Here is a 23343-nt window from a genome sequence, read left to right on the forward strand (position 1 = left end):
GAGAAAGATGCACGGCGATTTCTCGCGTCGGACGTACCGGCCGGAGGAACACTATGTCGCGGTGGTCGGCCAGCAGGGACGGGTGCTGCTGGACGCCGAGTCCAACGAGCAGGCCGATCTCGGTCTGTCGGCCGACCGGTCACTGGCCGCCGACCTGATCGGCCCGCACGGCGGACCCGGTGACGGCTTCAGGATCGAGTACGGCGCGGAGTCCGAGGGCGAGAAGGCCTCACTCACGATCGCGCCCGGCCGGTACTACGTGGACGGGATCGCGGTCGACGCCACCCGACCGGAACCGCTGCCGGCGGTGGACGAGTGCGGCGGCGGGCCGACGGACGCCGGCCACGACCACGCCGGGCACGCTCACCCGGACACCGCCGCGAAGAAGCCCGTCGCGGCGAAGAAGACGGCGTCCGCGAAGGCAGCGGCGAAGGCGGAGGTGAAGGCGGCGAAGTCCGACGAGGGCACGGGAGCCGGCCCGGTGTGGACGTACTGGGACCAGCCGTACGCCTACCGCGATGTCGAGCGGGACACCGACGAACTGCCGTCCGGCCCGTTCCTGGCCTACCTGCGGGTGCACGACCGGCTGGTGACCGCCGTGCAGGACCCGCTGCTGCGGGAGACCGCGCTCGGCGCCGCGCTGCCGGACACCACGGCACGGGTGCGGGTCGACTGGGAGGTGCTGCCGCTGGAGCTGGGGGAGAACCAGCGGCGTGATCCCGCTGGGGCGTTCGCCGAGTGGGTCGCCGCGCAGCAGGACCGCACCTGCCGGCTCGCGGCGCGCGCCGAGCGGCCGGCCCGGGTCGAGGACGACCCGTGCCTGGTGGCGCCGGACGCGCGGTACCGGGGACCGGAGAACCAGCTGTACCGGGTGGAGATCCACCGCGGCGGTGAGGCCGGCGAGGCGTCGTACAAGTGGTCGCGTGAGAACGGGTCGGTGGTACTGCCGTTGACCGCGGTCGACGAGGAGTGGGTCACCCTGGAGTCGCTGGGCCGCGACGACAAGCTCGACCTGGACGTCGGCAACTTCGTCGAGGTCTGCGACGACGCCTCCGTCGGGCGCGGTGAGATCTTCGACCTGCTGCAGGTGGTCGAGGTCGACCTGCCCGGACGGCGCGTGCGCCTGTCGGCGGTCCCGGACCGGACGGTCGGGCGGCAGCCGGGGCGCCATCCCTACCTGCGGCGCTGGGACCAGCTGGAGAGCCGTCGGCGCGGTGCGCCCAGGCTGGAGGGCGGCGCGGTGAGGCTGGTCGAGGGCGAGTGGATCGACCTCGAGGACGGGGTGCAGGTCTACTTCGCGCCCTGGGGGCGGTATGTGTCCGGTGACTACTGGACCTTCGCCGCCCGTACCGTCACCGGCGCCGTCGAGTGGCCCATGGACGCGGTGGGGCGGCCGCTGCTGGCGCGTCCGGCAGGCGTCGCCTACCACTACGCGCCGCTGGCGTGGATCAACGACGGCGAGGCCCTGGACCTGAGGAAGGTCTTCAAACAGCTCACGGCATGACCCGCGGATCGCCTTCGTGGGGGCGGGCCGGGGCCTGACGGCGGTCTGTGCGGCGTGTCCGACCGGGCCGTCGAGGTCGTGCAGGACGGTGCTGGTCAGGCCCTGACCGGTGGCGCCGAAGGCGACCTTGGTGTCCAACCCCGGCCAGGGGCCGCGCGGTTGGCGGTGGAGGTGGATGGTCAGGTCGACGTTGGGGAACATCCACGCGGTGGGCGGCTGACGGACGGCGATGCCGTTGGCGGTGTCGACGAGGGCGATGTACCACGCGAGCAGGTCGGCGGACCCACCGGCGACCAGCTCCAGCGGCGTGGAGACCCAGGCGGCAGTACGGCCCGGACGGGGCGGTGCGACCGGGCGGATCTCCAGGGAGTCGATGTAGCCGCCGGGCCAGATGTCGGTCGCCGGCCACGGGGCGAGGGACCCCGGCGGGGTGAGGCGGTCGTCGGGGCCGCCCGCTACCGCACTGGGCCGTGGTGAAGTGGCGGGCCAGGAGAAGTGGGCAGAGGGCTACTGCGCCCGCCCGCCTCTTCAGCAGCTCGGCCGCCCGCCGCAGCGTCCGGCGCGGCCTTCTGGCCTACAATTGAAGAGTTCTTCAATTGGTTAGTTGCCGTGTTTCCTAGGTGATCCACCGTCCGGAGGTCTGAATGAGCGAAGTCGCCGAGGCGCTGCTGGCGCGCGTGAGCGCGGCACGGGCCGGTCTGGCGGCGGCCCTGGACGCCGGGGACGCGTATGCCGTCGCGGTGGCCGAGGACGAGCTGGACGACGCCGTACGGCTGGCGCGGCGGCACGGGCTCGACGTCGAGGCGACGGGGACGACCGAGGGGTGACCGGGATGCCGATGCCGCTGTACGAGGCGAAGGCCCAGTTCTTCCGGATGCTCGGCCACCCGGTCCGTATCCGGGTGCTGGAGCTGCTGCAGGAGGGGCCGAAGCCGGTGCGTGACCTGCTCGCGGCGATCGAGGTCGAGCCCTCGAGCCTGTCGCAGCAGCTGGCCGTGCTGCGCCGCTCCGGCATCGTCAAGGCCACCCGTACCGGATCGACGGTGGTGTACGAGCCGGCCTGCGGCGATGTCGCCGAACTGCTGGCCGCGGCCCGCCGGATCCTGTCCGTGCTGCTGGCCGGGCAGCAGGACCTCCTCGACGAACTGCGCCACACGGAAGGGGCACGATGAGTGGGGCCCACCGGTTCCGGATGCCGTGGCACCGCAGCCGGCCCGCCGCGCATGTCGAGCATGTGCCGCCTCCGGTGCGACGGCACGTCGCCTCGGTACCGGTGGGACCCGACGCCGTACGGGAGGCCCGGGAAGCGGTGGCCGGGCAGTTCGCCAAGGCCGGTATCGCCCCCGAGTCCGCGTTCGCGGACGCGGTGCTGCTGGTGGTCAGCGAGCTGGTCACCAACGTGCTGCGGCACGCCCCGCGCACGCCCCTGACGGACGTGGGGATGACCGTCGCGGGTGATCAGCTGGTCGTCAGCGTCGCGGACACCGAGCCGCGTCTGCCGGACCTCACCTTCGAGGGCATGGGTGCCGGGCTGCGGATGGTGGCCGAGCTGGCCGCCGACTACGACGGGGACCTGAGCGCGGAACCGGCCGTGAACCACGAGGGCAAGGTCGTCCTCGTCCGGTTCGAGATCCCTCTGTGAGCGGCGGGAGCAGCGGGAGCGGCGTCACAGGTCGTTGCCCGCGTAGGAGAGGTTGAAGCTCTTGTTGGTCAGCGGGAAGTCCGGGACGATCGTCTCCGCCAGAGCCACCGGCAGCGCGGGCCAGTTGAAGAACGACGGGTCGACCGGCTTGACCCGGGCCAGCGTGCCGTCGGGTGCGAGTTCGACGCGGGTGGCGATGGTGCCGCGCCAGCCCTCCACCAGGCCCACCCCCGTACGAGGACCGGTACCGGGCGCGGGTGGGGGCGCCAGTACGGCGCCGGGCGCGTGGATCTCCTCGGCGAGCTCCTCGGTGAACTGTTCGATCAGGGCGAGCGAGGTGTCGATCTCCTCGGCGCGGACCAGGAAGCGGGCCAGGACGTCGCCGCTGTCGTGCACGGGTACGTCGAGCCGGGGGCCGTAGCCGGTGAAGGGGTGGGCGACCCGCGCGTCGCCCGCGAGTCCGCTGGCGCGGGCGACGTAGCCGAGGCAGCCGATCTCCCGGGCGGCGCCGGTCGTGAGGATCGCGGTGCCGGTGAAGCGGTCACGGACCGTGGAGTGGCCGAGCGCGAGGTCCGTGATCTCACGGATGTCCTCGCCGATCGCCTTCAGGCGTCGCGGGTCCGGTACGGAGTGGAGCGCGGCGCCGCCGGGGACGACTCCGCCGCGCAGCAGCCGGTGGCCGGTGATCTCCCGGTTGAGGCGCAGGAGTTGCTCGCGCACCCGCTGGGCGTGGGCGTTGAGGATGCCGTGGCCGACGTCGTTGCAGAGCATGCCGAGGTCGGCGACGTGGTTGTGGATCCGCTCCAGTTCCAGCAGCAGCGCGCGGACCCGCTGGGCCTCGGCGGGTACGTCGGTGCCGGTGGCCTCCTCGACGGCCAGGCAGTAGGCGAGGGCGTGACCGACGGCGGTGTCGCCGCTGACGCGTTCGGCGAGCGGGAGCCCGGCGGCGACCGTACGGCCCTGGAAGAGCTTCTCGATGCCCTTGTGGACGAACCAGAGGCGGGCCTTGAGTTTGAGGATGGTCTCGCCGACGACGGAGAAGCGGAAGTGGCCGGGTTCGATCAGCCCGGCGTGCACCGGTCCGACCGGGATCTCGTAGACGCCGTCGCCCTCCACCGCGAGGAAGGGGTAGGGGCCCTCCTGCTCGCCGAAGGCCGGTGGCGGGCCGGCGTCGGGGCGCATCGGGTACCAGCCGCGCGGCCAGTGGAAGTGACGGACGAGGCGGCGGGGCAGCGGGTGGTCGAGGGGGACGATGCCGAACAGGTCGCGCATCTCCCGTTCGAACCGGCCCGCGGGAAAGGACAGATGGGCGAGCGTCGGCACTTCCGGCCGGTCGGGGTCGAGGCGGACGTGGAGTTCGGTGCGGGTGTCGGGCGGGCCGGAGACGAAGACGTACACTACGCGCGGGCCGGTCTCGTCGATGTGGGCGGAGACCAGGGCGAGCCGGTGGCCCCGGGTGAGCAGGTCCTCCGCGTGCCGGGGCAGTGCGGCGAGGCTGATCCGGTGTGTCGTGCGCATCGCGTCAGTGGCCTCCGATCGCCTGGGTGGCGGCGTCGAGCAGGTCGGTCAGCGGTCCGGTGGCGACACCGAGGGCGGCGCAGGCGGCCAGGCCCACCAGCAGGGGCCACACGGTGGCCGGGTGGTGCTCGGCCGGTGTTCCCGGTCCCAGCAGCATCCGGGCGGTGCGGGCGGCCAGCGCGGCGAAGGCCACCAGGACGAGCAGCAGCGCCACCGCGGTGGCCCAGCCCAGGCCGGGCCCGGCCGCGAAGCCGGCGCGGGCGATGCCCAGTTCGGACGCGAAGAGGCTGAAGGGCGGGAACGCCATCAGCGCCACCACCGCGAACCCGAAGGCCCCTGCCGTCGCGGGGGCCCGGGCCAGCAGTCCGCGCACCCGTCCGATCCGTGCCGTCCCCGTGATCTGCAGGATGCGCCCGGAGGCACAGAAGGCGACCGACTTGGCGAGCCCGTGGCCCGCGATGTGCAGCAGCGCGGCGGACAGGGCGAGCGGGCTGCCGATCGCCGCGGCCAGGGCGATCAGGCTCATGTGCTCCATGGACGAATAGGCGAGCATCCGCTTGTAGTCGCGCTGGGCCAGCAGCAGCCCGGCCGCGAGCGCGAGGGTGAGCAGCGCGATCCCGGTGAGCAGGACGCGGGTGAAGTCCGGGCCGAGGGCGGCGTCGGCGATGACCCGGTAGCGCAGGATCGCGGCGAACGCGACGGACAGCAGCACCCCCGACATCAGTGCGGAGACCGGTGCCGGGGCCTGGCTGTGGGCGTCGGGGAGCCAGGCGTGCAGCGGGACGAGGCCGGCCTTGGCGCCGAACCCCAGGACGATCAGCGAGATGCCGAGCCGGGTGACGGCCGGGTCGAGGCGGTCGGCATGGGCGACGAGGGTGGGCCAGTCAAGGGCCCATGCCTCGGCGATGCCGGCCTGCCGGGCCGCGTAGTAGATCAGCACGGTGCCGAGGAAGGCGAGCGCGATCCCGGCCGAGCAGATCACCACGTACTTCCAGGCCGCCTCCACGGAGGTGCGGGTGTGACGGTGGCCGACGAGGAAGGCGGTGACGATGGTGGTGGCCTCGACGGCGACCCACAGTACGCCGAGGTTCGCGGTCACCACCGCCAGGCACATGGCGGCCAGGAACGCCTGGACCAGTGCGTGGTAGCTCCACCACTCCCGGTCTCTCCCGGGCGGGGAGCCCCCCGTCACCGTCGCGTCGCCCGCCCGGCCCGCGGCCCGCTCACCCGCCAGGTACGCCGGTGCCGAGCCGCAGGCGATCAGGGCGACGGCGCCGACGACCAGGAGCATCCAGGCGGTCAGCGCGTCGGCGCGCAGGAGCCCGGAGTACGCCGTCCGCGGACCGTCGTCGACGACGGCCGCCGCCAGCAGACTCCCGCACAGCAGGATCACGACCGGCGAGAGAAGGGCGGCCCAGTCGGCCGGGTGCCGTTCGGGGGCCTCCTCGGGGGCGGGTGCCTCGGCGACCAGGACCGGTCCTTTCGCGGTGACCGGCGCGGGAACGGCGGCGGGGCGCCTGGTGCGCAGGCCCGCCAGCGCGTACGCCCCCGCGACCACCAGAGGCGTGGCGGCGGGCGCGGTGAGCAGCAGGGCGGCAGCGGTCGGGCTCATCAGTCGTGCAGCTCCCGCAGGTCGTCGATGTCGGTGGTGCCGAACGCCTCCCGCATACGGGAGGTGAGGATCTGCAGCACCAGGACCGCCAGCAGTACGTCGAAGGAGACGCCGAGTTCGACGATCAGCGGCACTCCGGAGGTGGCGAGGAAGGCGGTGGCGGTGATGCCGTTGTCCAGCAGCAGGAAGCCCACCACCTGGGCGAGCGCCCGTCGGCGGGTGACCAGGACGAAGAAGCCGATCAGGACGACCGTCAGGCCGACCGGGAGGGCACGGGTGGCAGGCGTCGGGTTGAGCACGGTCAGGGGGCGGCTCACCGCGTAGGCGAGCAGGGTCAGCAGGGCGGCGGTCAGCAGCGAGGCGGTGATGTTGATCAGGGGCTGTGTCTCGCGCACCTCCTCGCTGTGCGCCCGGCCCGCGGTGAGCGCGGCCAGGGCCCGACGGATCAGGTACGGCAGGACACCGGCCCGCAGCACCCCGATGCCGATCCCCACGCCCACCAGGTCCCAGCGCTCCTCGTGCGCGCCGAGCAGGACGGCGATCGCCGCGAGCGCGAGGCCCTGCGCCGCGAAGGCCCGTACGATCGCGGCCAGTTCGCGCAGCCACAGCACGACCACGGCCGCCAGCAGGAAGGCTCCGCAGGCCAGGTCGAGGAGTTGGGTGTACAGGCCGCCGCTCATGACGCTCCGCTCAGGAAGTAGGAGGCGGTCACCGCGAGCAGCGCCAGCAGGAAGGACCCGGCGAGGAGTTCCGGCACCCGGAACAGCCGCACCTTGGCCCAGAACACCTCGGCCGCCGCCAGCACCGCGCCCAGCAGCGCGACCTTCGCCGCGAACAGCACCACCGCCACGGCCAGCGCGGCCCAGGAGGCGTCGGTGGCGATGCCCCAGGGAACGAACAGCGACGACAGCAGCCCGAGCAGCAGGGTGAGCCGCATCTGGGCACCGAGTTCGACCAGCGCCAGGTCCGGGCCCGCGTACTCCAGCACCATCGCCTCGTGGATCATCGTCAGTTCGAGGTGGGTGGACGGGTTGTCCACCGGCATCCGTCCCGTCTCCGCGAGGACGGCGACCGCGAGCGCGGCCGTGGCGAGCAGACCGGCGGGGGAGGCCAGCCTCGCCGGTTCGTCGATGGCGCCGTTGACGATGGCCGGGATGTTGGTCGTGCCCGTCGGTATCGACAGGGCGAACACCGCCAGCAGGATGGTCGGCTCCACCAGCGCGGCGACCGTCATCTCCCGGGAGGCGCCCATCCCGCCGAACGCGGTGCCGCTGTCGAGGCCGGCCAGCGCCAGCGCCAGGGTGCCGAGCGCGATCAGCGCCACCACGACGATGAGGTCCGCGTGGCCGCTGACCGGGGTGTCGGTGGACAGCAGGGGGACGAGTGCGGCGGCGACCACGGTGGTGGCGACCAGCAGCGCCGGGGCCGTGCGGAAGGCGGGCCCGGTGCCGACGGGGGTGATCGGTTCCTTGCGCAGCAGCTTGCGGGCGTCCCGCCAGGGCTGGAGCACCCCGGCCCCGGCCCGGCCCTCCAGACGGGCACGCACCTGCCGCGTCCACCCGGTCAGCAGCGGTGCCCCCGCCGCGACCACGACGACCTGGCCGACGACGGCCGCGTATCCGACAGCACTCATGGGTTCGCTCTCACCAGCCCACCGCCAACGCCAACAGCAGGACGACCAGGCCGGCGAAGCCATAGCCGAGATAGACATGGACGCTGCCGCCCGCCAGCCGCCGGGCCGCCCGCCCGGTACCGGCCAGGGCGCGCAGCAGCGGCTCGTACAGGCGGTGTTCGATCCGGTCGGGCACCCGGCGCTGGAACCGCACGCGTTCGACCAGGTAGGCCGACTCGCGCACCGGTGTGACGTTCACGTCCTGCTCGGGCGCGAGGACGTCGTCGAAGACCCGCTGGAGCGGTTCCGCGAAGGAGGTCGCCGTATAGGCCATGCGCGGCGTCGGCGCCCCGCCGCCGCAGTCCCACAGTCGCGCGTTCGCACGGCGCCGGCGGCGCCCGTACAGCCGGGGCAGACCGGCGGCCAGCAGGAGCGCGGCGGTCAGGGCGGCCACCAGCCACAGCGGCGACAGGGACGCGGAGATGTCCGCGAGCCGCACCTTCAGCCCGCCGCCCGACACCGCACCACTGCCCGGCAGCCCGGTCGCGGTGACGGCCCGGTCCAGGCCGTCGCCCAGCGCGCCGGGCACCAGCGCCAGGGCCCCGCACAGGACTGCCAGCAGCCCCATTCCGGCGAGCATCAGCGGGGGCGACTCCCCGGCCTCGCTCGCCTCCCGGCTGCGCGGCCGGGCGAAGAACCCCACCCCGAGCGCCTTCACGAACACGGCCGCGGCGATCCCCGCCGACAGGGCGATCAGCGCCACTGACAGCGGCAGTACGACCGCCACCGCGACGCCCGGCACCTGAAGTCCGTGGATGAGGGACTGCAGCAACAGCCACTCGCTGATGAACCCGTTGCCCGGCGGCAGCGCCACGGCTCCGAGGGCGGCGAGCGCGAACAGCCCGGCGGTGACGGGCATCGGTGCGCGCAGCCCGCCCAGCCGGTCGAGGTCGCGCAGGCCGGTGGCCCGCAGCACCGACCCGGCCGCGCAGAACAGCAGGGCCTTGAACGCCGCGTGGTTGATCACGTGCAGCAGGGCCGCCGCCAGCGCCAGCGCCGCCAGCGACCGGTCGCCGTAGGCGGCGAACAGCCCGGACGCCCCGACCCCGATGAGCACCAGGCCCATGTTCTCGCTGGTCGAGTACGCCAGCAGCCGCTTCAGGTCGGAGGCCATCGCCGCCTGGAGGATGCCGTACACCGCGCTGACCCCGCCCACCGCCATCAGCCCCAGCCACCACCACGCCGGGCCGCCGCCGAGCAGGTCGAGCCCGGTGCGGACGAGGCCGTAGACGCCGAGGTTGACCATCGCGGCGCTCATCAGCGCCGAGACGGGGCTGGGCGCCTCGGGGTGTGCGCGCGGCAGCCAGGCGTGCAGCGGCACCGCGCCCGCCTTGGACGTGAACCCCGCCGCGACCAGCACGAACACCAGCCCGCGCAGCGTCGGCGACACGGCGTGCGCACCCGCCCGCAGCGCCGCGAAGGTCTCCCCGCCCGCCTGCGCGGCGAACACCGCGAGGCCGATGAGCAGCAGCACCAGACCGAGGTGCGTCATCACCGCGTACCAGACACCGGCCTGCCACACCGACGCCCTCTCCCGGTGTTCGGCGAGCACCAGCAGCAGCGAGGCGAGCGCCATCAGCTCCCACAGCACCAGGAACGTCGACACCGACGCCGCCACGGGTACGAGGACGAGGGTGAGCGCGAAGAGCGGCAGCACCGCCTGTGCCGTATGCGAGCCGAGCCCGTGCGGACCGTGCCCGCAGGCGTAGCCGATGCCGTACACCGCGACCGCGGTCACGACGGCCCCCGCCACGGCCATGAAGAGGCCCGCCAGCGCGTCCACCGCCACCTGCGTTCCGGCCAGCGGCAGGAGCCCGGGGAGCGTGTCCGTCCAGCGGCTTCCGCCCAGCGCGGCCACACCGGCCGTGCCACCCGCCGCGCCCACGCCGGCGGTCAGGACTCCGACCACCGGGACGCGGATCCGGTACGGCAGCGCCAGTCCGGCGAGCGCGCCCGCACCGCCCAGGGCGGTGGCCGTCGCGAGGGCGGCCGGAATCACGCTCACCGTCCGGTCACCCTCCGCAGCGCCGCCACGATCGCCTCCGGCTCCGGCGGGCATCCGGGCACGGCCAGATCCACCGGTACGACATCGGCGACGGCGCCCTCGACGCCGTACCCGCCCGCGAACTCCCCGCAGTCGATCGCGCAGTCCCCCACCGCGACCACCAGCCGCGGCTCGCCCATCGCCGCGACCGTGCGCCGTAGCGGCTCGGCCATGTTGCGCGTCACCGGGCCGGTCACCAGCGCCACGTCCGCGTGCCGGGGCGAGGCCACCAGGCGCGCCCCGTACCGCTCGGCGTCGTGGACCGGGTTGAAGGCGGCGGCGATCTCGATCTCGCAGCCGTTGCAGGAGCCTGCGTCCACGCAGCGTACCTGCACCGAACCGCCGAACTCCCGCGCCTGCGGCGGGGCTTCGCCCTCCGGACGCGGCGGAGCGGGCTCGGCCACCCGCCCGGTGGTCCGGATCTTGCGCAACAGGCCCATGAACTCCTCCCGGAGACGGTGCTGTGCCGCTTGTCGACGTGGTGGGGGAGGGGTGAGGCGACCGCCTCCCGCACCACAGAGCGCTGTCCAACTCCCGGGAGACGGCCGCCGTTCCAGGGCCGTCGCTACGACGGCGGCTTCCCCTCGCGCTGCATGGCCTGGAGGTCGGCCAGCAGCTCGGCCTGCCCGGCGAGCACGCCCGACAGGATGCTCCGCGCGACCCGCAGAAGCTCCGCGACCCGTGGGTTGGCCAGCGAGTAGTACACGGTCGACCCCTCCTTGCGCGTCCTGACCAGATTCGCCCGCCGCAGCACGGCCAGCTGCTGCGACAGATGGGCGGGCTCGATGCCCACCTCGGGCAGCATCTCCGCGACCGCGTGCTCGCGCTCGCTCAGCAGCTCCAGGACCCGTATACGGGCCGGATGACCCAGCGTCTTGAAGAACTCGGCCTTCAGTTGGTACAGCGGCGTACTCATCGTGCCGTCCCTTCCCCGACACAACAGCACGGCCCCACCGGCCGGAACTCGGCGCATCGCATCCACCCACTTGTCAAGAACATGCGGCCCATCCTCGCCTGCGGCACCGGCCGTGCCGAACCCGCGGGTGGAATCAGAGACGCCGAATCCAGCGGTGATGACCTCAGTAATTGCTAACATTAGCAATTACTGAGGTCCTGTGAGGAGGTTTGCGTGAGGATCACCCCGCTGCGCGGCATCGGCGTCATGTGGCTCAAATGCCCCGCCTGCCGTCTCAAGTGCCGCCCCACCGCCGTCGGCCCGGACGGCGTCTGCCCTCGCTGCGGCGACGCGCGCATGCTCAGGCTGTCGTTCGGCGACCGTCCGGCTCAAACGGACCGGACGAGCGGCCCGGCGTCCGGCACCCACGGGAACTGATCCGCACACGCGAAACCGCCCGGGACGTCGTCCCGGGCGGTCGGCGGAGAGGTGCCGGGGTCAGGCCTTCTTGACCACGCTGGACTTGAGCTGCATGGCCCCGAACCCGTCGACCTTGCAGTCGATGTCGTGGCCGTCCACGCCGTCGACGAGGCGGATGTTGCGCACCTTGGTACCCGCCTTGATCCCGGTCGGGCTGCCCTTGACCTTCAGGGTCTTGACCACCGTCACGGTGTCACCGTCGGCGAGCACGTTGCCGACCGCGTCCCGGATCACCTTGTCCCCGGTGCCACCCGCGGACTCGTCGGACGGCGACCATTCGTGCCCGCATTCGGGGCAGACCAGGAGCACACCCATCTCGTAGGTGTACGCACCGGAGCATTCGGGGCAGGCGGGAAGGTTGTCACTCATGGCATGGAGTTCTTTCAGTCAGGGGGCCGATACGTGGATCAGGTGGGGGTCGGTTCGGGGTCAGGTGGGCCAGCCGTCGGTGCGCCACGCCTGCTGCTCCTGCTCGGGAGCCGGCTCGCGCCGGGCGTGGGCGGCGAACGCCGCGGCCAGGTCGCAGTGGACGGGGATGTCCGGGCAGTCGCCCGGCGGGACCAGTGAGCCGTCGGCGGGGATGGCGGCCAGTTCCAGTCTGCGGCCCGCCCCGGCGAGACGGCGCGCGGCCTCGGTGATGGCCAGCTGGCCTTCGGCGGACCAGCTGCGCAGCTCCGTCAGGTCGAGGATGACCGGCCCGGTGCCGCGGGCGACGACCCAGCCGACCGCGCCGCCGAAGCGGCGGACCGCGTCCGGGCCCAGGTGTCCGGTGACGGAGAGGATGCCGAGATCCTGCTCGATGGCGTAGCGCCACTCGATGGTCATGGGGAATGAACTTCCTTGCGATGCGGTCCGTTGGAGGCAGCGGCCCGTTGGATTCAAGCGGCCCGGCGGATTCGTTTGATTCAGCGGATTCAGCGGACTCAGCGGATTCAAAGGGGAAGGGTGATCCAGATGCTCTTGCCCAGCCCGTCGGCGTCCGGCCGGACGACCCCGCTGCCGCCGAGCCCCAGGGTCAGCTCCATGACCGTGGCCAGCCCGCCGGTCCCGCCGTCGACGGGGGCGCCGTGGAGCGGAGGCTGGTAGGGGTGGCGGTCGTGGACGCCGAAGGCCAGGCAGTCCCGGCCGGCCGCGTAGATCACGGTCAGCTGCGGGGAGCGGACGGCGGCGTGCCGGACGCTGTTGGTCACCAGCTCACCCAGGATCAGTAAGGCCGGGTCCACGGCGGGGTGCCGCAGGCCGATCCCCCATTCCGTCAGCGCCTGCTCGGCCGTCTCGCGGGCCGTGCGCACGGCGGCCGGCAGGGTCGGCAGGGTGAGCACATGCCGGTGGGGGAGGGCTTCCAGTCGCCGGGACATCAGGCCTCCGCGCGGACCAGGCGGAACCCGCTGACCGTCTTGGGCTGCAGGCGCAGCACGGTGTCGTGCGGGCCGTGCGTCCAGCCGGTCAGGGTGCGGCGGTAGTGCGCGGCTTCGTCGGGGGCGGCGATCACCTCGGCGGGGCCGGACAGGCTCACCGTCCAGCCGGTGCCGGCCACCACCCGGATCTCGTCCACCTGGTACGTCACAGCCTCGTCGGACACGACAGCCGCCTGCACGGGAGCCCGGACGATCAGTCGCCCGAACTCCCACACATGCCGGGCGGGCCGTACGACGGTCTGCCCCCGCTGCGGGTACACCAGCCGGCCGAGACTGCTGCCCTCCACCAGCCACAGCGCCTCCGCACCGGAGACCTCGACCAGGCGCGGGGCCGTGTCGGGACGGCTCATCGCGCGGCCTCCTCATGGAACTCGGGAGCCGTGGCGGGGTTCGGGACCCGCTTGTGCTTCTGCCGGACGGCACCCGCGGGCAGCACTCCCGCCAGCTCCAGGTGATCGCGGGCACCCTGGATCGCCTCCGGGGTGGTGGCGTAGTCCCGGCCGTCGTGCCGCAGCAGTTCCAGCGCGCCGACCGAGTCCAGCACCTGGACCTGGCCGGGGCGTATCCCGGAGGCCAGGACGAGGATGCCGCGCCGGGTCAGCTTCTCCACCGCGTCCTTCAGGACCAGCGCACCGGTGGCGTCCATGGTCGAGACCCGCGACATGCGCAGGATGACCACCCGTACGTCGGCCACCTCGGTCAGTTCCAGCAGGAAGCGGTGCGCGGCGGCGAAGAAGACCGGCCCGTCGATGCGGTACGCGACGATGTGCTCGGCCAGCAGCGCGTGTTCCTCGGCGCTGTGGTCGCCCCGGTCGAGCGGCACCTGGTCGAAGCGGGCCTGCTTGGCCACGGCGCGCAGGGCGAGAGCACCTGCCACGACCAGGCCGATGACCACCGCGTACACGAGGTCCAGGGCGAGGGTGGCCACCGCGGTCAGGACGAGGATCAGCGCGTCCGAACGCGTGGCCTTCGCCATGGCCTTCAGCGAGCCGACCTCGACCATACGGACCGCGGTGGCCAGCAGCACACCGGCGAGGGCGGCGAGCGGGATCTTCGAGACCAGGGGCGCCGCGGCGAAGACGATCACCGCGAGGATCGCGGCGTGGATGAGGGACGCCAGCCGGGAGCCGGCACCCGTGCGGACGTTGACCGCGGTCCGGGCGATCGCGCCGGTCGCGGGCACCCCGCCGAACAGCGGGGCGGCGATGTTGGCCAGTCCCTGGCCGAACAGCTCGCGGTCGGGGTCGTGCTTCTGCCCCACCGTCATGCCGTCCGCGACCGAGGCGGACAACAGGGACTCCAGGGCCGCCAGCGCCGCCACCGCCACGGCGGGCGCGAGCAGGGTGCCGAGCGAGCCGAGGTCCAGGAAGCCGAGCGAGGGCGCGGGCAGCCCGGACGGCAGGTCGCCGATCGGCTTCGCCGCGTCCAGTCCCGCGACCTGGGCGACGACCGTGGCCGCGACGACCGCGAGGATGGAGAACGGGACGGTCGGCCGCCAACGGGCACCGATCAGCATGACCGCGGCCACCGACACCGCGAATCCGACCGCCGTCCAGTTCGGATGCCGTGCGAACTCCTCGACGGCCCGCCAGGTGACGACGAGCACCCGGTCGCCCTCGGGCTTGGGCACGCCGAGCGCGCCCGGGATCTGCTGCAGTCCGATCACACAGGCGATACCCAGCGTGAAGCCCTCGACCACCGGCGCGGGCACGTACTGCATGTACTTGCCGGCCCGCAGCGCGGCCAGCGCCACGAGCATGACGCCCGCCATCAGCCCGACGGTCAGCACGCCGGTCGGCCCGAACTCGCCGACGATGGGCACCAGCACCACGGTCATGGCCCCGGTGGGCCCGGAAACCTGGAGATTGGACCCGCCGAACACAGCGGCGAGCGCGCCGGCGACCACGGCGGTCGCCAGTCCCGCCTCCGCGCCGAGACCGGAGGAGACACCGAAACCGAGCGCGAGCGGAAGCGCCACGATCGCCACGGTGAGCCCGGCCAGCAGGTCCCGCCGAGGGGCGCGTCGCATGTCGGTCAGGTCGGCGCGGGTGGGCAGAAGCGCGGTGAGCCGGGCCGTTGCCCGGCTGATCGCCGAGGTCATCGCGGGGCGACCTCGGTTTCCCGCAGCTCGGCCAGCAGCTCGCCCTGCCCGGCCAGCATCTCGGTGAGGATCCGGCGCGCGGCCTTCATCAGGTCGTCCACGTCCCCGCCGGCCAGTGCGTAGACGACGGTCGATCCTTCCCGGGTCGAGGCGACGATCCCGGAGCGGCGCAGCACCGCCAGCTGCTGGGACAGGCTCGAGGGCTCCACCTCGATGGCGGCCAGCAGCTCCCGCACCGGTTTCGGTCCCTCCTGGAGCAGCTCCAGCACCCGGATCCGGACGGGATGCCCCAGCATCCGGAAGAACTCGGCCTTGGCCTGGTACAGCGGAACGGACACGACCCCTCGGCTTCCCTACACCTGCTTCCGCCCCTCCGGGCGGACACGACTGTGCTGCGCCCGCGGCTACCGGTGGAGCGGGCACAGCCGCTTCAGCATGTATGAACTTGCGAAATTTTGCAATTCAGACATCTGTCAGTGACGCGTTGCTGATCGCGACCGTTCGCGGAGGGCGGAGGGCGGAGGGCGGGGTGGACGGCGGCGGCGGGACGTCCGGCTGTCCGAGCCGGGTCACATCTCGAAGACGATGCGGGCCTTGATCCGTCCGTCGAGGACATCGGCGATGGAGTCGTTGACGGTGTCCAGCGGACGGGTCTCGTAGATCACCTTGGTGCGTCCGGCGGCGTGGAGCTGGAAGACCTCCTCCAGGTCCTGGCGGGTGCCGACGATGGAGCCGATGACGGAGGTGCCGTTGAGGACGGTGTCGAAGATCGGTACCTGGATGGTTCCGCCGGCGGGCAGGGCGACCATGACCAGCTTGCCGCCGCGTCGCAGACCGCCGTAGACGGCGGCGAACGCCTGCTCGTTGACGGCCAGCGCGATGGCCGCGTGCGCGCCGCCGTGCTGCTTCAGCACCTCGGCCGGATCCTCCTTGCGCGCGTCGATCAGGATGTCGGCGCCGAGTTCCCGGGCCAGTTCGAGCTTGTCGTCGGTGACGTCGATCGCGGCGACGGTGGCTCCGGCGATCTTCGCGTACTGCACGGCCAGGTGGCCGAGACCGCCGACGCCGGAGATCGCCACCAACTGGGTCGGCCGGACGCCCGCGACCTTCAGCGCCTTGTACGTGGTGACACCGGCGCAGGTCAGCGGGGCCGCGTCGCGCGGGTCGATGCCCTCGGGGACCGGGGTGGCGAAGTCCGCGGGGGCGAGCATCTTCTCGGCGTACCCGCCGTCCACGCCGTACCCGGTGTTGCGCTGCTGTTCGCACAGGGTCTCCCAGCCCGACAGGCAGTGCTCGCAGCGCCCGCAGGCCCATCCCAGCCACGGCACCGCCACCCGCTGCCCGACCGCGAGATGGGTCACGCCGTCCCCGAGCGCCTCGACGATGCCGACTCCCTCGTGACCGGGGACGAACGGCGGAGTCGGCTTCACCGGCCAGTCACCGTGCGCGGCGTGGATGTCGGTGTGGCACAGTCCGGACGCCTCCAGACGGATGCGGACCTGGCCGGGACCGGGCTGCGGGTCCGGCCGCTCCTCGATCACCAGCGGCTCGCCGAAGGTCCGGACGACTGCTGCCTTCATGGGATGCTCCTCAGTTCGGTGCGGTGCGGTTCCAGCGTCGCGCCGCGTACCGGTGCGGCGGCAGGTGCTGGACGTCCCCGTTGGGGGGCCGACCGGCCCCACGACGAGGTCATGCCGCGGTGGGCGCTTCGGGGCCGGACGGCTCCGGGGCGGGCAGCATGGTCAGCAGCATGACGCTGGGCTCGGTGGCCCGCACGGTGTGCGGCAACCGAGCGGGCAGGTGGATCCAGCTTCCGGGCGTCGCCTCGGTCTTCTCGTCGCCCAGGACGAGGTCGAGGCGACCGCTGACGACCTGGATGACCACGGGCAGGGCGGAGGTGTGCTCGGTGAGTTCCTGGCCGGCGGCGAAGGCGAAGCCGACCACGCGCAGCCGGTCGTCGCGGTACAGGACGCGGCTGAGGGTGCTGTCCTCGGTCAGCGGCAGTTCGGTGGCCAGGTCGGTGATGACGGTGGCGGTCATGCGGATCCTTCTCCTCAGGAAAACAGCGTGGTGGGGGTGGCGACGAGGCTGATCGCGCCCAGATGGGCCTGGTGGCGGCGGAAGACGCGGCGCATTTCCAGGACCCGCTGCCGGGCTGCCGGGTCGCGCAGGGCCCGGCCGGCGATGCGGGTGGCCCGGGCGAGTCCCTCGTCGGCGATGAGGCGGCGTGTTTCGAGCAGCGCCATCGGTGCCCGCCGGCGGGCGGTGACGGTGAAGCCCTCGGCGGCGAGCAGGGCGACCCAGCCCGACGGGGTCAGCGGACGGGCGCCGACGTGGATGGCCAGGCCCAGATCCCTCGTGATCTCCTCGGCGTGTTCCTGGTCGAGGTCCTCGGGCAGCAGGCACAGCTCGTGGATGGCGTACCGGCCGTCGGTGCCGGCGAGCAGCCGGTGTGCCTCTCGCATGATGCGGCCCTTGGCGGAGTCGGGCTGCATGGTCAGCATGGCCTCCCCGTACACCACGGTGGCGCTGCCGGGCGGCAGTCCGGTGTCGGCGGCGTCCGCTCGCACGGCGGCCACCTCGGTCGGTCCGGCGGTGGTGAGGGCGCAGAGGTGTGCCACGGCGGCGGGGTCGCGGTCCACGGCGGTGTAGGCGGCCGGGGCGTGTTCGAGGACGAGCCGGGCTGTGCTGCCGAGCCCTGCGGCGAGTTCCACCACCCGGTCGTCGGTGCGGATGCCCAGGGTGTCGAGCATCCAGCGGGTCAGCTCCAGGCCGCCGGGGCGGAGCACGCGCTTGCCCAGGCGGGCCAGGAGCCAGTGGCCGGGCATGCGGGCGGCGTCCAGTCCGTCGCCGGGTACCGGGATGCTCTGGTGGAGGGTCTGAGGGTCTGTCGATGCCATGTTCGTGCCTCGCTCTCTGCCGGCACCGGTGTTTCTTAGGTGAACCTAACTTGGAGTGGTGGTGGGGCGGCTGGGGCCGAACGTCCCGATTGCCGGGCCCGGGTGGACCCGGTGGGCCGGTGGCCCGTCATGGCGCGGGCCTTCACGGCGTGGGCCTTCACGGCGCGGGCCCCTACGCGTCGTGGAACAGGTCCGTGCTGAGGTAGCGCTCCCCGGTGTCGGGCAGCACGACCACGATCAGGGCGCCCTCGTGCTCCGGGCGGTGGGCCAGGGTGGTGGCCGCGTGGAGGGCGGCTCCGCCGGAGACTCCGACGAGGATGCCCTCGGTGCGGGCCACGCGGCGGGCCTCGGTCCGGGCCTCCGCCAGGGAGACGCGGCAGACGGTGTCGTACACCTCGGTGTCCAGGACGTCGGGGACGAAGCCGGCGCCGAGGCCCTGGATGCGGTGCGGGCCGGGGGAGCCGCCGGACAGGACGGCCGACTCCGCCGGTTCCACGGCCACCACGGTGACGTCGGGGTTCTTCTCCTTGAGGACCTGTCCGACGCCGGTGACGGTGCCGCCGGTGCCGACGCCGGCCACCAGGACGTCCACCTGTCCGGCGGTGTCCTGCCAGATCTCCTGGGCCGTGGTGCGGCGGTGGGCGTCGGGGTTGGCCGGGTTGCGGAACTGCTGCGGCATGAACCAGCCGTGGTACTCGGCCAGTTCGGTGGCCCGGGCGACCGCGCCGGTCATACCCTCGGCGGCCGGGGTGAGGACCAGTTCCGCGCCGTACGCGCGCAGCAGGGCGCGTCGTTCGGTGCTCATGCTCTCGGGCATCGTGAAGGTGACCGGGTAGCCCTTGGCGGCCGCCACCATGGCCAGGCCGATGCCGGTGTTGCCGCTGGTCGGTTCGACGATGCGCGTGCCGGGCCGGAGGGCACCGGTGGCCTCGGCGTCCTCGATCATCGCGAGCGCGATGCGGTCCTTGACGCTGCCGCCGGGGTTGGCTGACTCCAGTTTGGCGACCAGACGCGCGGGCAGGTCCGCGCCGTAGCGGTGGAGCGCCACCATGGGGGTGCGGCCTATCAGCGCCGTGACCGAGGGCATGATCGAGGGCGTGGTCGGGGCAGTGGTCGGTGGCGTGGTCGGGGGGTGGGTGGCGGTCATGGCCGTCCTTCTTTCTCGTCTGCGGGAGTGCGGATCCCGGCGGTGTGCGAAGCCGTCGCCGTGCCGTGAGGGCGGGCGGTGGAGGCCGCCTGTGGGGCGTGGACGCGGGAGTGGGCGGGTACGTCGCGCAGTACGAGGGCGTGCGCGCCGACGAGCGTGTCGTGGCCGACGTGGACCGGGCCGAGCACGGTGGCGCCGACACCGAGGACGACCCGGTCGCCGACGGTGGGATGCCGCTTGGCGGCCTTGGTGTCCGACCACCAGCCGGTGCCGCCCAGGGTGACGCGGTGGTACAGCATCACGTCGTCGCCCAGGACGGCCGTCTCGCCGATGACCACACCCATGCCGTGGTCGATGAAGCAGCGGCGCCCTATGACCGCGCCCGGGTGGATCTCGATGCCGGTGAGTGCGCGGGAGAGCTGGGACAGCAGCCGGGGCAGCAGCGGCAGACCGAGCTGGTACAGCCTGTGCGCGACCCGGTGGGACCAGATCGCCCACAGGCCGGGATACAACAGGACCTCGACCACGTGGACGCCGTGCAGGGCGGGATCCTTGCGGCAGGCCGTCCGGAGGTCTTCGAAGATCATGCGCGTCTTTCTGTGGGCCGGTCCCGGCAAGGTGCCGACCGGCGGTCGGTTCACATCGCCGCGGGCCGGAGCGGTTGGTGAACGCTACGGCCCGTTCCCGGCGCGGCGCCCGGTCCGAAGCGCCCGGTGTGCGGGGGCCGGGCGGTCCGGATCGCCGCTGGTGGTCCGGGACCAACAGCCCCTGGGCGAGGGGCTTTTCGGCCCGCGCGTCCCGGTCCGCGGCCGGGCGAGACTGCCTTCCGGGATCGGCCGGGAGGAGGCCACGGACCACTGCTTCCCTCCGCCGGCCGCGCGTTCTCCTGTTCCAGAGGCCGCGGTGGGAAGCGGAGTCCTCCCGGTTCGGTCACCGTCCGGCCGTCTGCGACACCCGCGCGGGCGGCCGGACGCGCACTCGGCGCCGGTCTTCTCGTGCCCGTCGACGGGGCCGACAGGCCCAGGTCAGAGGGCCGTATGTCCCAGGTCGTCCATGGGTAGGTAAGGCTAACTTAAGTCTCGCTGATGATCTCTGCTGGGCTGATGGTGCCCGGCGCGACATGGTGGAGACACACATGAGTGGCACTGATGGGGCGTTCGAGGAAGCAGGCGGTCCGGGGACCGTCGTCATCGATGCCCTGCCGCGCTCCTTGGCGAACCTGGCACCCGGTGCCCGCGCCGCGGTGATCGGGGTCGTCGCCGACGGGGAGCCCGCTGTCGCCCGTAGGCTGCACGACCTCGGGTTCACCCCCGGCGCGGTCGTGGAGGTGGTACGCCGGGCGCCCCTGCGTGATCCGGTTCTCTACCGGGTCAGGGACTACGAGGTGTGCCTGCGCCGGGCACAGGCGGAGTGCGTGCGGGTCACCGGGGCGCAGCGGTGAGCGCCGGCTGCCATGAGGCCCCGGGCACGGCCGCGACCCTGCCCGATGCGCAGCGGATCGCCCTGGTCGGCGCCCCCAACTCGGGCAAGACCAGCGTCTTCAACGCCCTCACGGGCCTGCGCGCCAAGACCGGCAACTACCCCGGCGTCACCGTGTCCCGCCATGTCGGAACAGCACGGACGGGCCATCACCGTCACCTGGTCGAGGACCTGCCGGGCACCTACAGCCTGGAGCCGATCAGCCCGGACGAGCAGATCACCGTCGACGTGCTCGACGGGCGCTTCGAGGGGACCGACCGGCCCGACGCGCTGCTGGTCGTGGTGGACGCCACCACACTGCGCCGCTCCCTCGGTCTCGTCGCCCAGGTCCTGACCCGTGGGCTGCCGACCTGTGCGGTCGTCACTTTCACCGACGAACTGGCCCTCCGTCAGGGCAGGTTGGACGTCGACGCGCTCGCTCAGGCACTCGGCGTGCCGGTGCTGCCGGTGATCGGCCACCGAGGGGTCGGCATCGCGCGACTGCGCGAGCAGCTCACCTCCTGGCGTACCTGGTCGGCCCCGGTCGTGGCACCGCCCACCGAGCCGGGCGAGCAGGACGCCTGGGTGGAATCGGTCCTGGCCTTCGCCGCCTACCGGCCCCCGGAGCGCCACCGGATCACGCAGCGCGTGGACGCGGTACTGCTGCATCCGCTGTGGGGAACGGCGGTGTTCCTCGCGGTGATGGTGCTGTTCTTCCAGACCGTCTTCACCCTGGCCGCTCCGTTGCAGGACGGGGTGGAGTCGCTGTTCGCGTGGCTGTCGGGCCAGGTGGACGCCCACGTCGGCAGTCCGTGGCTGTCCGGGCTGCTGGGGGACGCCCTCATCGGCGGAGTCGGCGGAGTGCTGGTGTTCGTCCCGCAGATCGTGCTGCTGTTCCTGCTCCTGGCACTGCTGGAGGGGGTCGGCTATCTGGCGCGGGCGGCCTTCCTGATGGACCGGGTGATGGCCCGCTTCGGCCTGGAGGGCCGTGCCTTCGTGGCGCTGCTGTCGTCCTTCGCCTGCGCGATCCCCGGCATCATGGCCACCCGCACGCTGCCCTCGGCCAAGGACCGCCTGGCCACCATGATGGCCGCCCCGCTGATGACCTGCTCGGCGCGACTGCCGGTCTACGTGCTGCTCATCGGCCTGCTGGTCGAACCGTCCGCCGACGTCGGCCCGTTCGGCGCACAGGGCCTCGTCATGTTCGGCCTGTACCTGCTGGGCGCGGTCTCGGCGGTGCTGGCCGCCTGGGTGTTCAAGAGGCTCGGCGACCGCCGCGGCCGGCCGGTGCCGTTCTTCATGGAGCTGCCGCCCTACCGGCTGCCCGCCCCGCGCGCGGTGCTGGTGGCGATGTGGTCCTCCGCGCGCGCCTTCCTGCGCAAGTGCTCGACCGTCATCGTCGCCACCAGCCTCCTGTTGTGGCTGCTGCTGAACCTGCCGCTGCACACGGACGCGCAGCTGCGCGCGGCAGGCGTCGACCCCACCGACTCCGTCGCCGTGTCCGCCTACACCGTCGACCACGGCTACGCCGCTGACCTGGGACGTCTGGTCGCCCCCGTCTACGACCCGCTGGGCTTCGACTGGCGCATCAACGTCGGCGTCCTGTCCGCCCAGGCCGCCCGGGAGACCTTCGTCGCCACCCTCGGCCAGGTCGCCGCCGCCGAGGACCCCGAACAGCCGGAGCGGGCGCTGGCGGCCATGACCTACTCCGACGGTGAGCATGCCGGAGAGCCGGTGTTCACGGCGCCCACCGTCGCCGCGCTGCTGGTCTACTTCGTGTACGCGCTGCAGTGCATGGCCACGGTCGCGGTCCTGCGCCGGGAGACCGGCACCTGGAGATGGCCGACGATCGCCTTCGGCTATCTGACCGCGCTGGCCTGGCTTATGGCCTACCTGGCCCGGTCGGTCACCGTACTGCTGGGCGGGTGAGCCGCCGTGACGGTTCCCCTGCACCCCCAGCGGATCCCCGGCCGGCCCGACCGGCTGCGCTGGGTGATCCCTGCCGGAATCCTCACCGGAACCGGAACCGGAACCGGAACCCTCACCGCAACCGGCACGGGCGCGCTCGCCGAGGTGCCCGCGCCGTTGGCCGCCCTGCTGGCCGACGGCACCCTCGCGCGGATCGAGGTGGAAGGCGCGGCCGTCGTCACCCGGCTGGGCCCGGGGCGCGCCTGGCCGGAGGAGGGCGCCCGGGTCCGCAGCGCGCTGCACGCCGCCCTCGACGAACCCGCCGGATGGATCCCGGCCTCCGGCTCGGACCACCGCGGTGACGATGCGCTGCTTCAGGACGTGGCATGCGAGGTCCTGGCCGGGGAGGTGGGCGACTTCGCCCGCTCCCACGGCGGCAGCATCGACCTCGTCGACGTACGCGACGGCGTCGTCACCGTTCGCCTCGGCGGCGCCTGCGGTGGCTGCCCCGCTTCCTGGTTCACGCTTCACCAGCGCCTGGAGGGCCACTTGCGGCGGCGCCATCCCGCGCTGCGGGGGGTCCGCAACGGTTAGCGCTCCGCTGGGGCCAGTGTGTCATCTGCGGGTCCGTCGTGGCTGGTCGCGCAGTTCCCCGCGCCCCTTTGCGCAGTTCCCCGCGCCCCTTTGGGGCGCTGCCGCACCGCAGCGGACTTCGCCCGAGCTGCCGTCGGCGCCACGTGCTCACCCCCCGACCGGTGTTCTACCCGTCGGGGGGTGAGCACGTTTGACTGGTGTGGCTCGTCACATGGCCTCGGCGGCCCATCGGGCGGCCAGTTCTCCGGCGCGCCGGGCCGCGTCCGCCACCGCGTCAGGCCCGCCGCCCGCCTGTCCCGCCGCGTACCCGACCAGGAAGGTCGTCAGCGGAGCGGCGGGCCGGGCGACGCCGTGAGCGGCATCGCCCGCGAGAGCGAGGAGGAGGGCGCGGTCGACCTCGAAGTCGAGGCCCAGTTCGGCCTTGAGAGCGGCTGTCCAGTCCTTCAGTACA

Annotated in this window: 26 protein-coding genes and 2 pseudogenes; 8 read left to right on the forward strand and 20 right to left on the reverse strand. The window is 72.9% G+C overall.

Features of this window, described 5'->3' with window-relative positions; genetic code table 11:
* Positions 1-7: 7 nt before the first annotated feature.
* The gene (locus tag ACLZN2_RS19540; protein ID WP_416979773.1) at positions 8-1504 is read left to right on the forward strand and encodes a DUF6519 domain-containing protein; all 1497 of its coding nucleotides are present in this window, start codon (positions 8-10) and stop codon (positions 1502-1504) included.
* Between the two features lie 24 nt (positions 1505-1528).
* On the opposite strand, the pseudogene ACLZN2_RS19545 reads toward ACLZN2_RS19540, so the two are convergent.
* Positions 1529-1972, reverse strand: a pseudogene (locus ACLZN2_RS19545) (thioesterase family protein); the annotation flags it as partial.
* Positions 1973-2148: 176 nt separating this feature from the next.
* On the opposite strand from ACLZN2_RS19545, the gene ACLZN2_RS19550 reads away from it, so the two are divergent.
* From ACLZN2_RS19550 to ACLZN2_RS19560, 3 genes are read left to right on the forward strand one after another with little or no spacing between them, the layout of a single operon-like run.
* On the forward strand, positions 2149-2331 hold the full coding sequence (locus ACLZN2_RS19550; protein WP_416979774.1) for a hypothetical protein: 183 nt from the start codon (positions 2149-2151) through the stop codon (positions 2329-2331).
* 5 nt (positions 2332-2336) lie between these two features.
* The gene (locus tag ACLZN2_RS19555; RefSeq protein WP_416979775.1) at positions 2337-2675 is read left to right on the forward strand and encodes an ArsR/SmtB family transcription factor; all 339 of its coding nucleotides are present in this window, start codon (positions 2337-2339) and stop codon (positions 2673-2675) included.
* A complete protein-coding gene (locus tag ACLZN2_RS19560; RefSeq protein ID WP_416979776.1) occupies positions 2672-3145 on the forward strand; it encodes an ATP-binding protein in 474 nt (157 codons plus the stop codon). Before ACLZN2_RS19555 ends, ACLZN2_RS19560 begins: the two co-directional genes overlap by 4 nt.
* A gap of 24 nt (positions 3146-3169) precedes the next feature.
* Here the strand turns inward: ACLZN2_RS19560 and ACLZN2_RS19565 are convergent, their stop codons facing one another.
* The 7 genes from ACLZN2_RS19565 to ACLZN2_RS19595 form a co-directional block, all read right to left on the reverse strand.
* On the reverse strand, positions 3170-4663 hold the full coding sequence (locus ACLZN2_RS19565; protein ID WP_416979777.1) for an NADH-quinone oxidoreductase subunit C: 1494 nt from the start codon (positions 4661-4663) through the stop codon (positions 3170-3172).
* Between the two features lie 4 nt (positions 4664-4667).
* Positions 4668-6275 carry a proton-conducting transporter membrane subunit gene (locus ACLZN2_RS19570; RefSeq protein WP_416979778.1) on the reverse strand — a complete coding sequence of 536 codons (1608 nt, stop codon included), beginning with the start codon at positions 6273-6275 and terminating at the stop codon, positions 4668-4670.
* The gene (locus ACLZN2_RS19575; RefSeq protein WP_416979779.1) at positions 6275-6955 is read right to left on the reverse strand and encodes a hypothetical protein; all 681 of its coding nucleotides are present in this window, start codon (positions 6953-6955) and stop codon (positions 6275-6277) included. Before ACLZN2_RS19575 ends, ACLZN2_RS19570 begins: the two co-directional genes overlap by 1 nt.
* The gene (locus tag ACLZN2_RS19580) at positions 6952-7908 is read right to left on the reverse strand and encodes a respiratory chain complex I subunit 1 family protein (RefSeq protein WP_416979780.1); all 957 of its coding nucleotides are present in this window, start codon (positions 7906-7908) and stop codon (positions 6952-6954) included. The genes ACLZN2_RS19575 and ACLZN2_RS19580 overlap by 4 nt, the downstream gene beginning before the upstream one ends.
* Positions 7909-7918: 10 nt before the next feature.
* Positions 7919-9952 (reverse strand): proton-conducting transporter membrane subunit, encoded by a 2034-nt coding sequence (locus ACLZN2_RS19585; RefSeq protein WP_416979781.1) that lies wholly within the window; start codon positions 9950-9952, stop codon positions 7919-7921.
* Entirely contained in the window at positions 9949-10431 is a 483-nt protein-coding gene (locus ACLZN2_RS19590) for an NADH-quinone oxidoreductase subunit B family protein (RefSeq protein ID WP_416979782.1), read from the reverse strand. Before ACLZN2_RS19590 ends, ACLZN2_RS19585 begins: the two co-directional genes overlap by 4 nt.
* Before the next feature lie 125 nt (positions 10432-10556).
* The gene (locus ACLZN2_RS19595) at positions 10557-10907 is read right to left on the reverse strand and encodes an ArsR/SmtB family transcription factor (RefSeq protein ID WP_416979783.1); all 351 of its coding nucleotides are present in this window, start codon (positions 10905-10907) and stop codon (positions 10557-10559) included.
* A gap of 213 nt (positions 10908-11120) precedes the next feature.
* Here ACLZN2_RS19595 and ACLZN2_RS19600 point away from each other — a divergent pair, with 213 nt between their 5' ends.
* Entirely contained in the window at positions 11121-11324 is a 204-nt protein-coding gene (locus tag ACLZN2_RS19600; protein ID WP_416979784.1) for a hypothetical protein, read from the forward strand.
* 60 nt (positions 11325-11384) lie between these two features.
* Here ACLZN2_RS19600 and ACLZN2_RS19605 read toward each other — a convergent pair whose 3' ends face one another.
* The 11 genes from ACLZN2_RS19605 to epsC form a co-directional block, all read right to left on the reverse strand.
* A complete protein-coding gene (locus ACLZN2_RS19605) occupies positions 11385-11735 on the reverse strand; it encodes a zinc ribbon domain-containing protein YjdM (protein WP_416979785.1) in 351 nt (116 codons plus the stop codon).
* Between the two features lie 60 nt (positions 11736-11795).
* The gene (locus ACLZN2_RS19610; RefSeq protein WP_416979786.1) at positions 11796-12191 is read right to left on the reverse strand and encodes an anti-sigma factor antagonist; all 396 of its coding nucleotides are present in this window, start codon (positions 12189-12191) and stop codon (positions 11796-11798) included.
* Positions 12192-12298: 107 nt separating this feature from the next.
* Positions 12299-12724, reverse strand: a complete 426-nt coding sequence (locus ACLZN2_RS19615; RefSeq protein WP_416979787.1) for an ATP-binding protein — start codon at positions 12722-12724, stop codon at positions 12299-12301.
* Positions 12724-13134 carry a pyridoxamine 5'-phosphate oxidase family protein gene (locus ACLZN2_RS19620; RefSeq protein ID WP_416979788.1) on the reverse strand — a complete coding sequence of 137 codons (411 nt, stop codon included), beginning with the start codon at positions 13132-13134 and terminating at the stop codon, positions 12724-12726. The genes ACLZN2_RS19615 and ACLZN2_RS19620 overlap by 1 nt, the downstream gene beginning before the upstream one ends.
* Entirely contained in the window at positions 13131-14885 is a 1755-nt protein-coding gene (locus ACLZN2_RS19625; protein ID WP_416979789.1) for a SulP family inorganic anion transporter, read from the reverse strand. Before ACLZN2_RS19625 ends, ACLZN2_RS19620 begins: the two co-directional genes overlap by 4 nt.
* A complete protein-coding gene (locus ACLZN2_RS19630; protein ID WP_416979790.1) occupies positions 14882-15223 on the reverse strand; it encodes an ArsR/SmtB family transcription factor in 342 nt (113 codons plus the stop codon). Before ACLZN2_RS19630 ends, ACLZN2_RS19625 begins: the two co-directional genes overlap by 4 nt.
* A 231-nt stretch (positions 15224-15454) precedes the next feature.
* Complete coding sequence (gene adhP / locus ACLZN2_RS19635) at positions 15455-16465, reverse strand: alcohol dehydrogenase AdhP (protein ID WP_416979791.1); 1011 nt, start codon at positions 16463-16465, stop codon at positions 15455-15457.
* Between the two features lie 109 nt (positions 16466-16574).
* Positions 16575-16925, reverse strand: a complete 351-nt coding sequence (locus tag ACLZN2_RS19640) for a cupin domain-containing protein (protein ID WP_416979792.1) — start codon at positions 16923-16925, stop codon at positions 16575-16577.
* A 14-nt stretch (positions 16926-16939) separates the two neighbouring features.
* Positions 16940-17785 carry a class I SAM-dependent methyltransferase gene (locus ACLZN2_RS19645; protein ID WP_416979793.1) on the reverse strand — a complete coding sequence of 282 codons (846 nt, stop codon included), beginning with the start codon at positions 17783-17785 and terminating at the stop codon, positions 16940-16942.
* A gap of 172 nt (positions 17786-17957) precedes the next feature.
* Positions 17958-18872, reverse strand: a complete 915-nt coding sequence (cysK, locus tag ACLZN2_RS19650) for a cysteine synthase A (protein ID WP_416979916.1) — start codon at positions 18870-18872, stop codon at positions 17958-17960.
* A gap of 56 nt (positions 18873-18928) precedes the next feature.
* Positions 18929-19519, reverse strand: coding sequence for a serine O-acetyltransferase EpsC (epsC, locus tag ACLZN2_RS19655; RefSeq protein WP_416979794.1), 591 nt, complete (start codon positions 19517-19519; stop codon positions 18929-18931).
* Between the two features lie 548 nt (positions 19520-20067).
* On the opposite strand from epsC, the gene ACLZN2_RS19660 reads away from it, so the two are divergent.
* The 3 genes from ACLZN2_RS19660 to ACLZN2_RS19670 are packed head-to-tail and all read left to right on the forward strand — an operon-like array spanning position 20068 to position 22892.
* Entirely contained in the window at positions 20068-20373 is a 306-nt protein-coding gene (locus ACLZN2_RS19660; protein ID WP_416979795.1) for a FeoA family protein, read from the forward strand.
* Positions 20370-22319 (forward strand): ferrous iron transporter B, encoded by a 1950-nt coding sequence (feoB, locus tag ACLZN2_RS19665; RefSeq protein ID WP_416979796.1) that lies wholly within the window; start codon positions 20370-20372, stop codon positions 22317-22319. The genes ACLZN2_RS19660 and feoB overlap by 4 nt, the downstream gene beginning before the upstream one ends.
* Before the next feature lie 6 nt (positions 22320-22325).
* The gene (locus ACLZN2_RS19670) at positions 22326-22892 is read left to right on the forward strand and encodes a NifU family protein (RefSeq protein ID WP_416979797.1); all 567 of its coding nucleotides are present in this window, start codon (positions 22326-22328) and stop codon (positions 22890-22892) included.
* A 207-nt stretch (positions 22893-23099) separates the two neighbouring features.
* Here the strand turns inward: ACLZN2_RS19670 and ACLZN2_RS19675 are convergent.
* Positions 23100-23342: pseudogene (locus ACLZN2_RS19675) on the reverse strand (DUF6457 domain-containing protein); the annotation flags it as partial.
* Position 23343 lies beyond the last annotated feature (1 nt).

This window comes from Streptomyces sp. T028 (assembly GCF_048159505.1).
Lineage (GTDB): Bacteria > Actinomycetota > Actinomycetes > Streptomycetales > Streptomycetaceae > Streptomyces.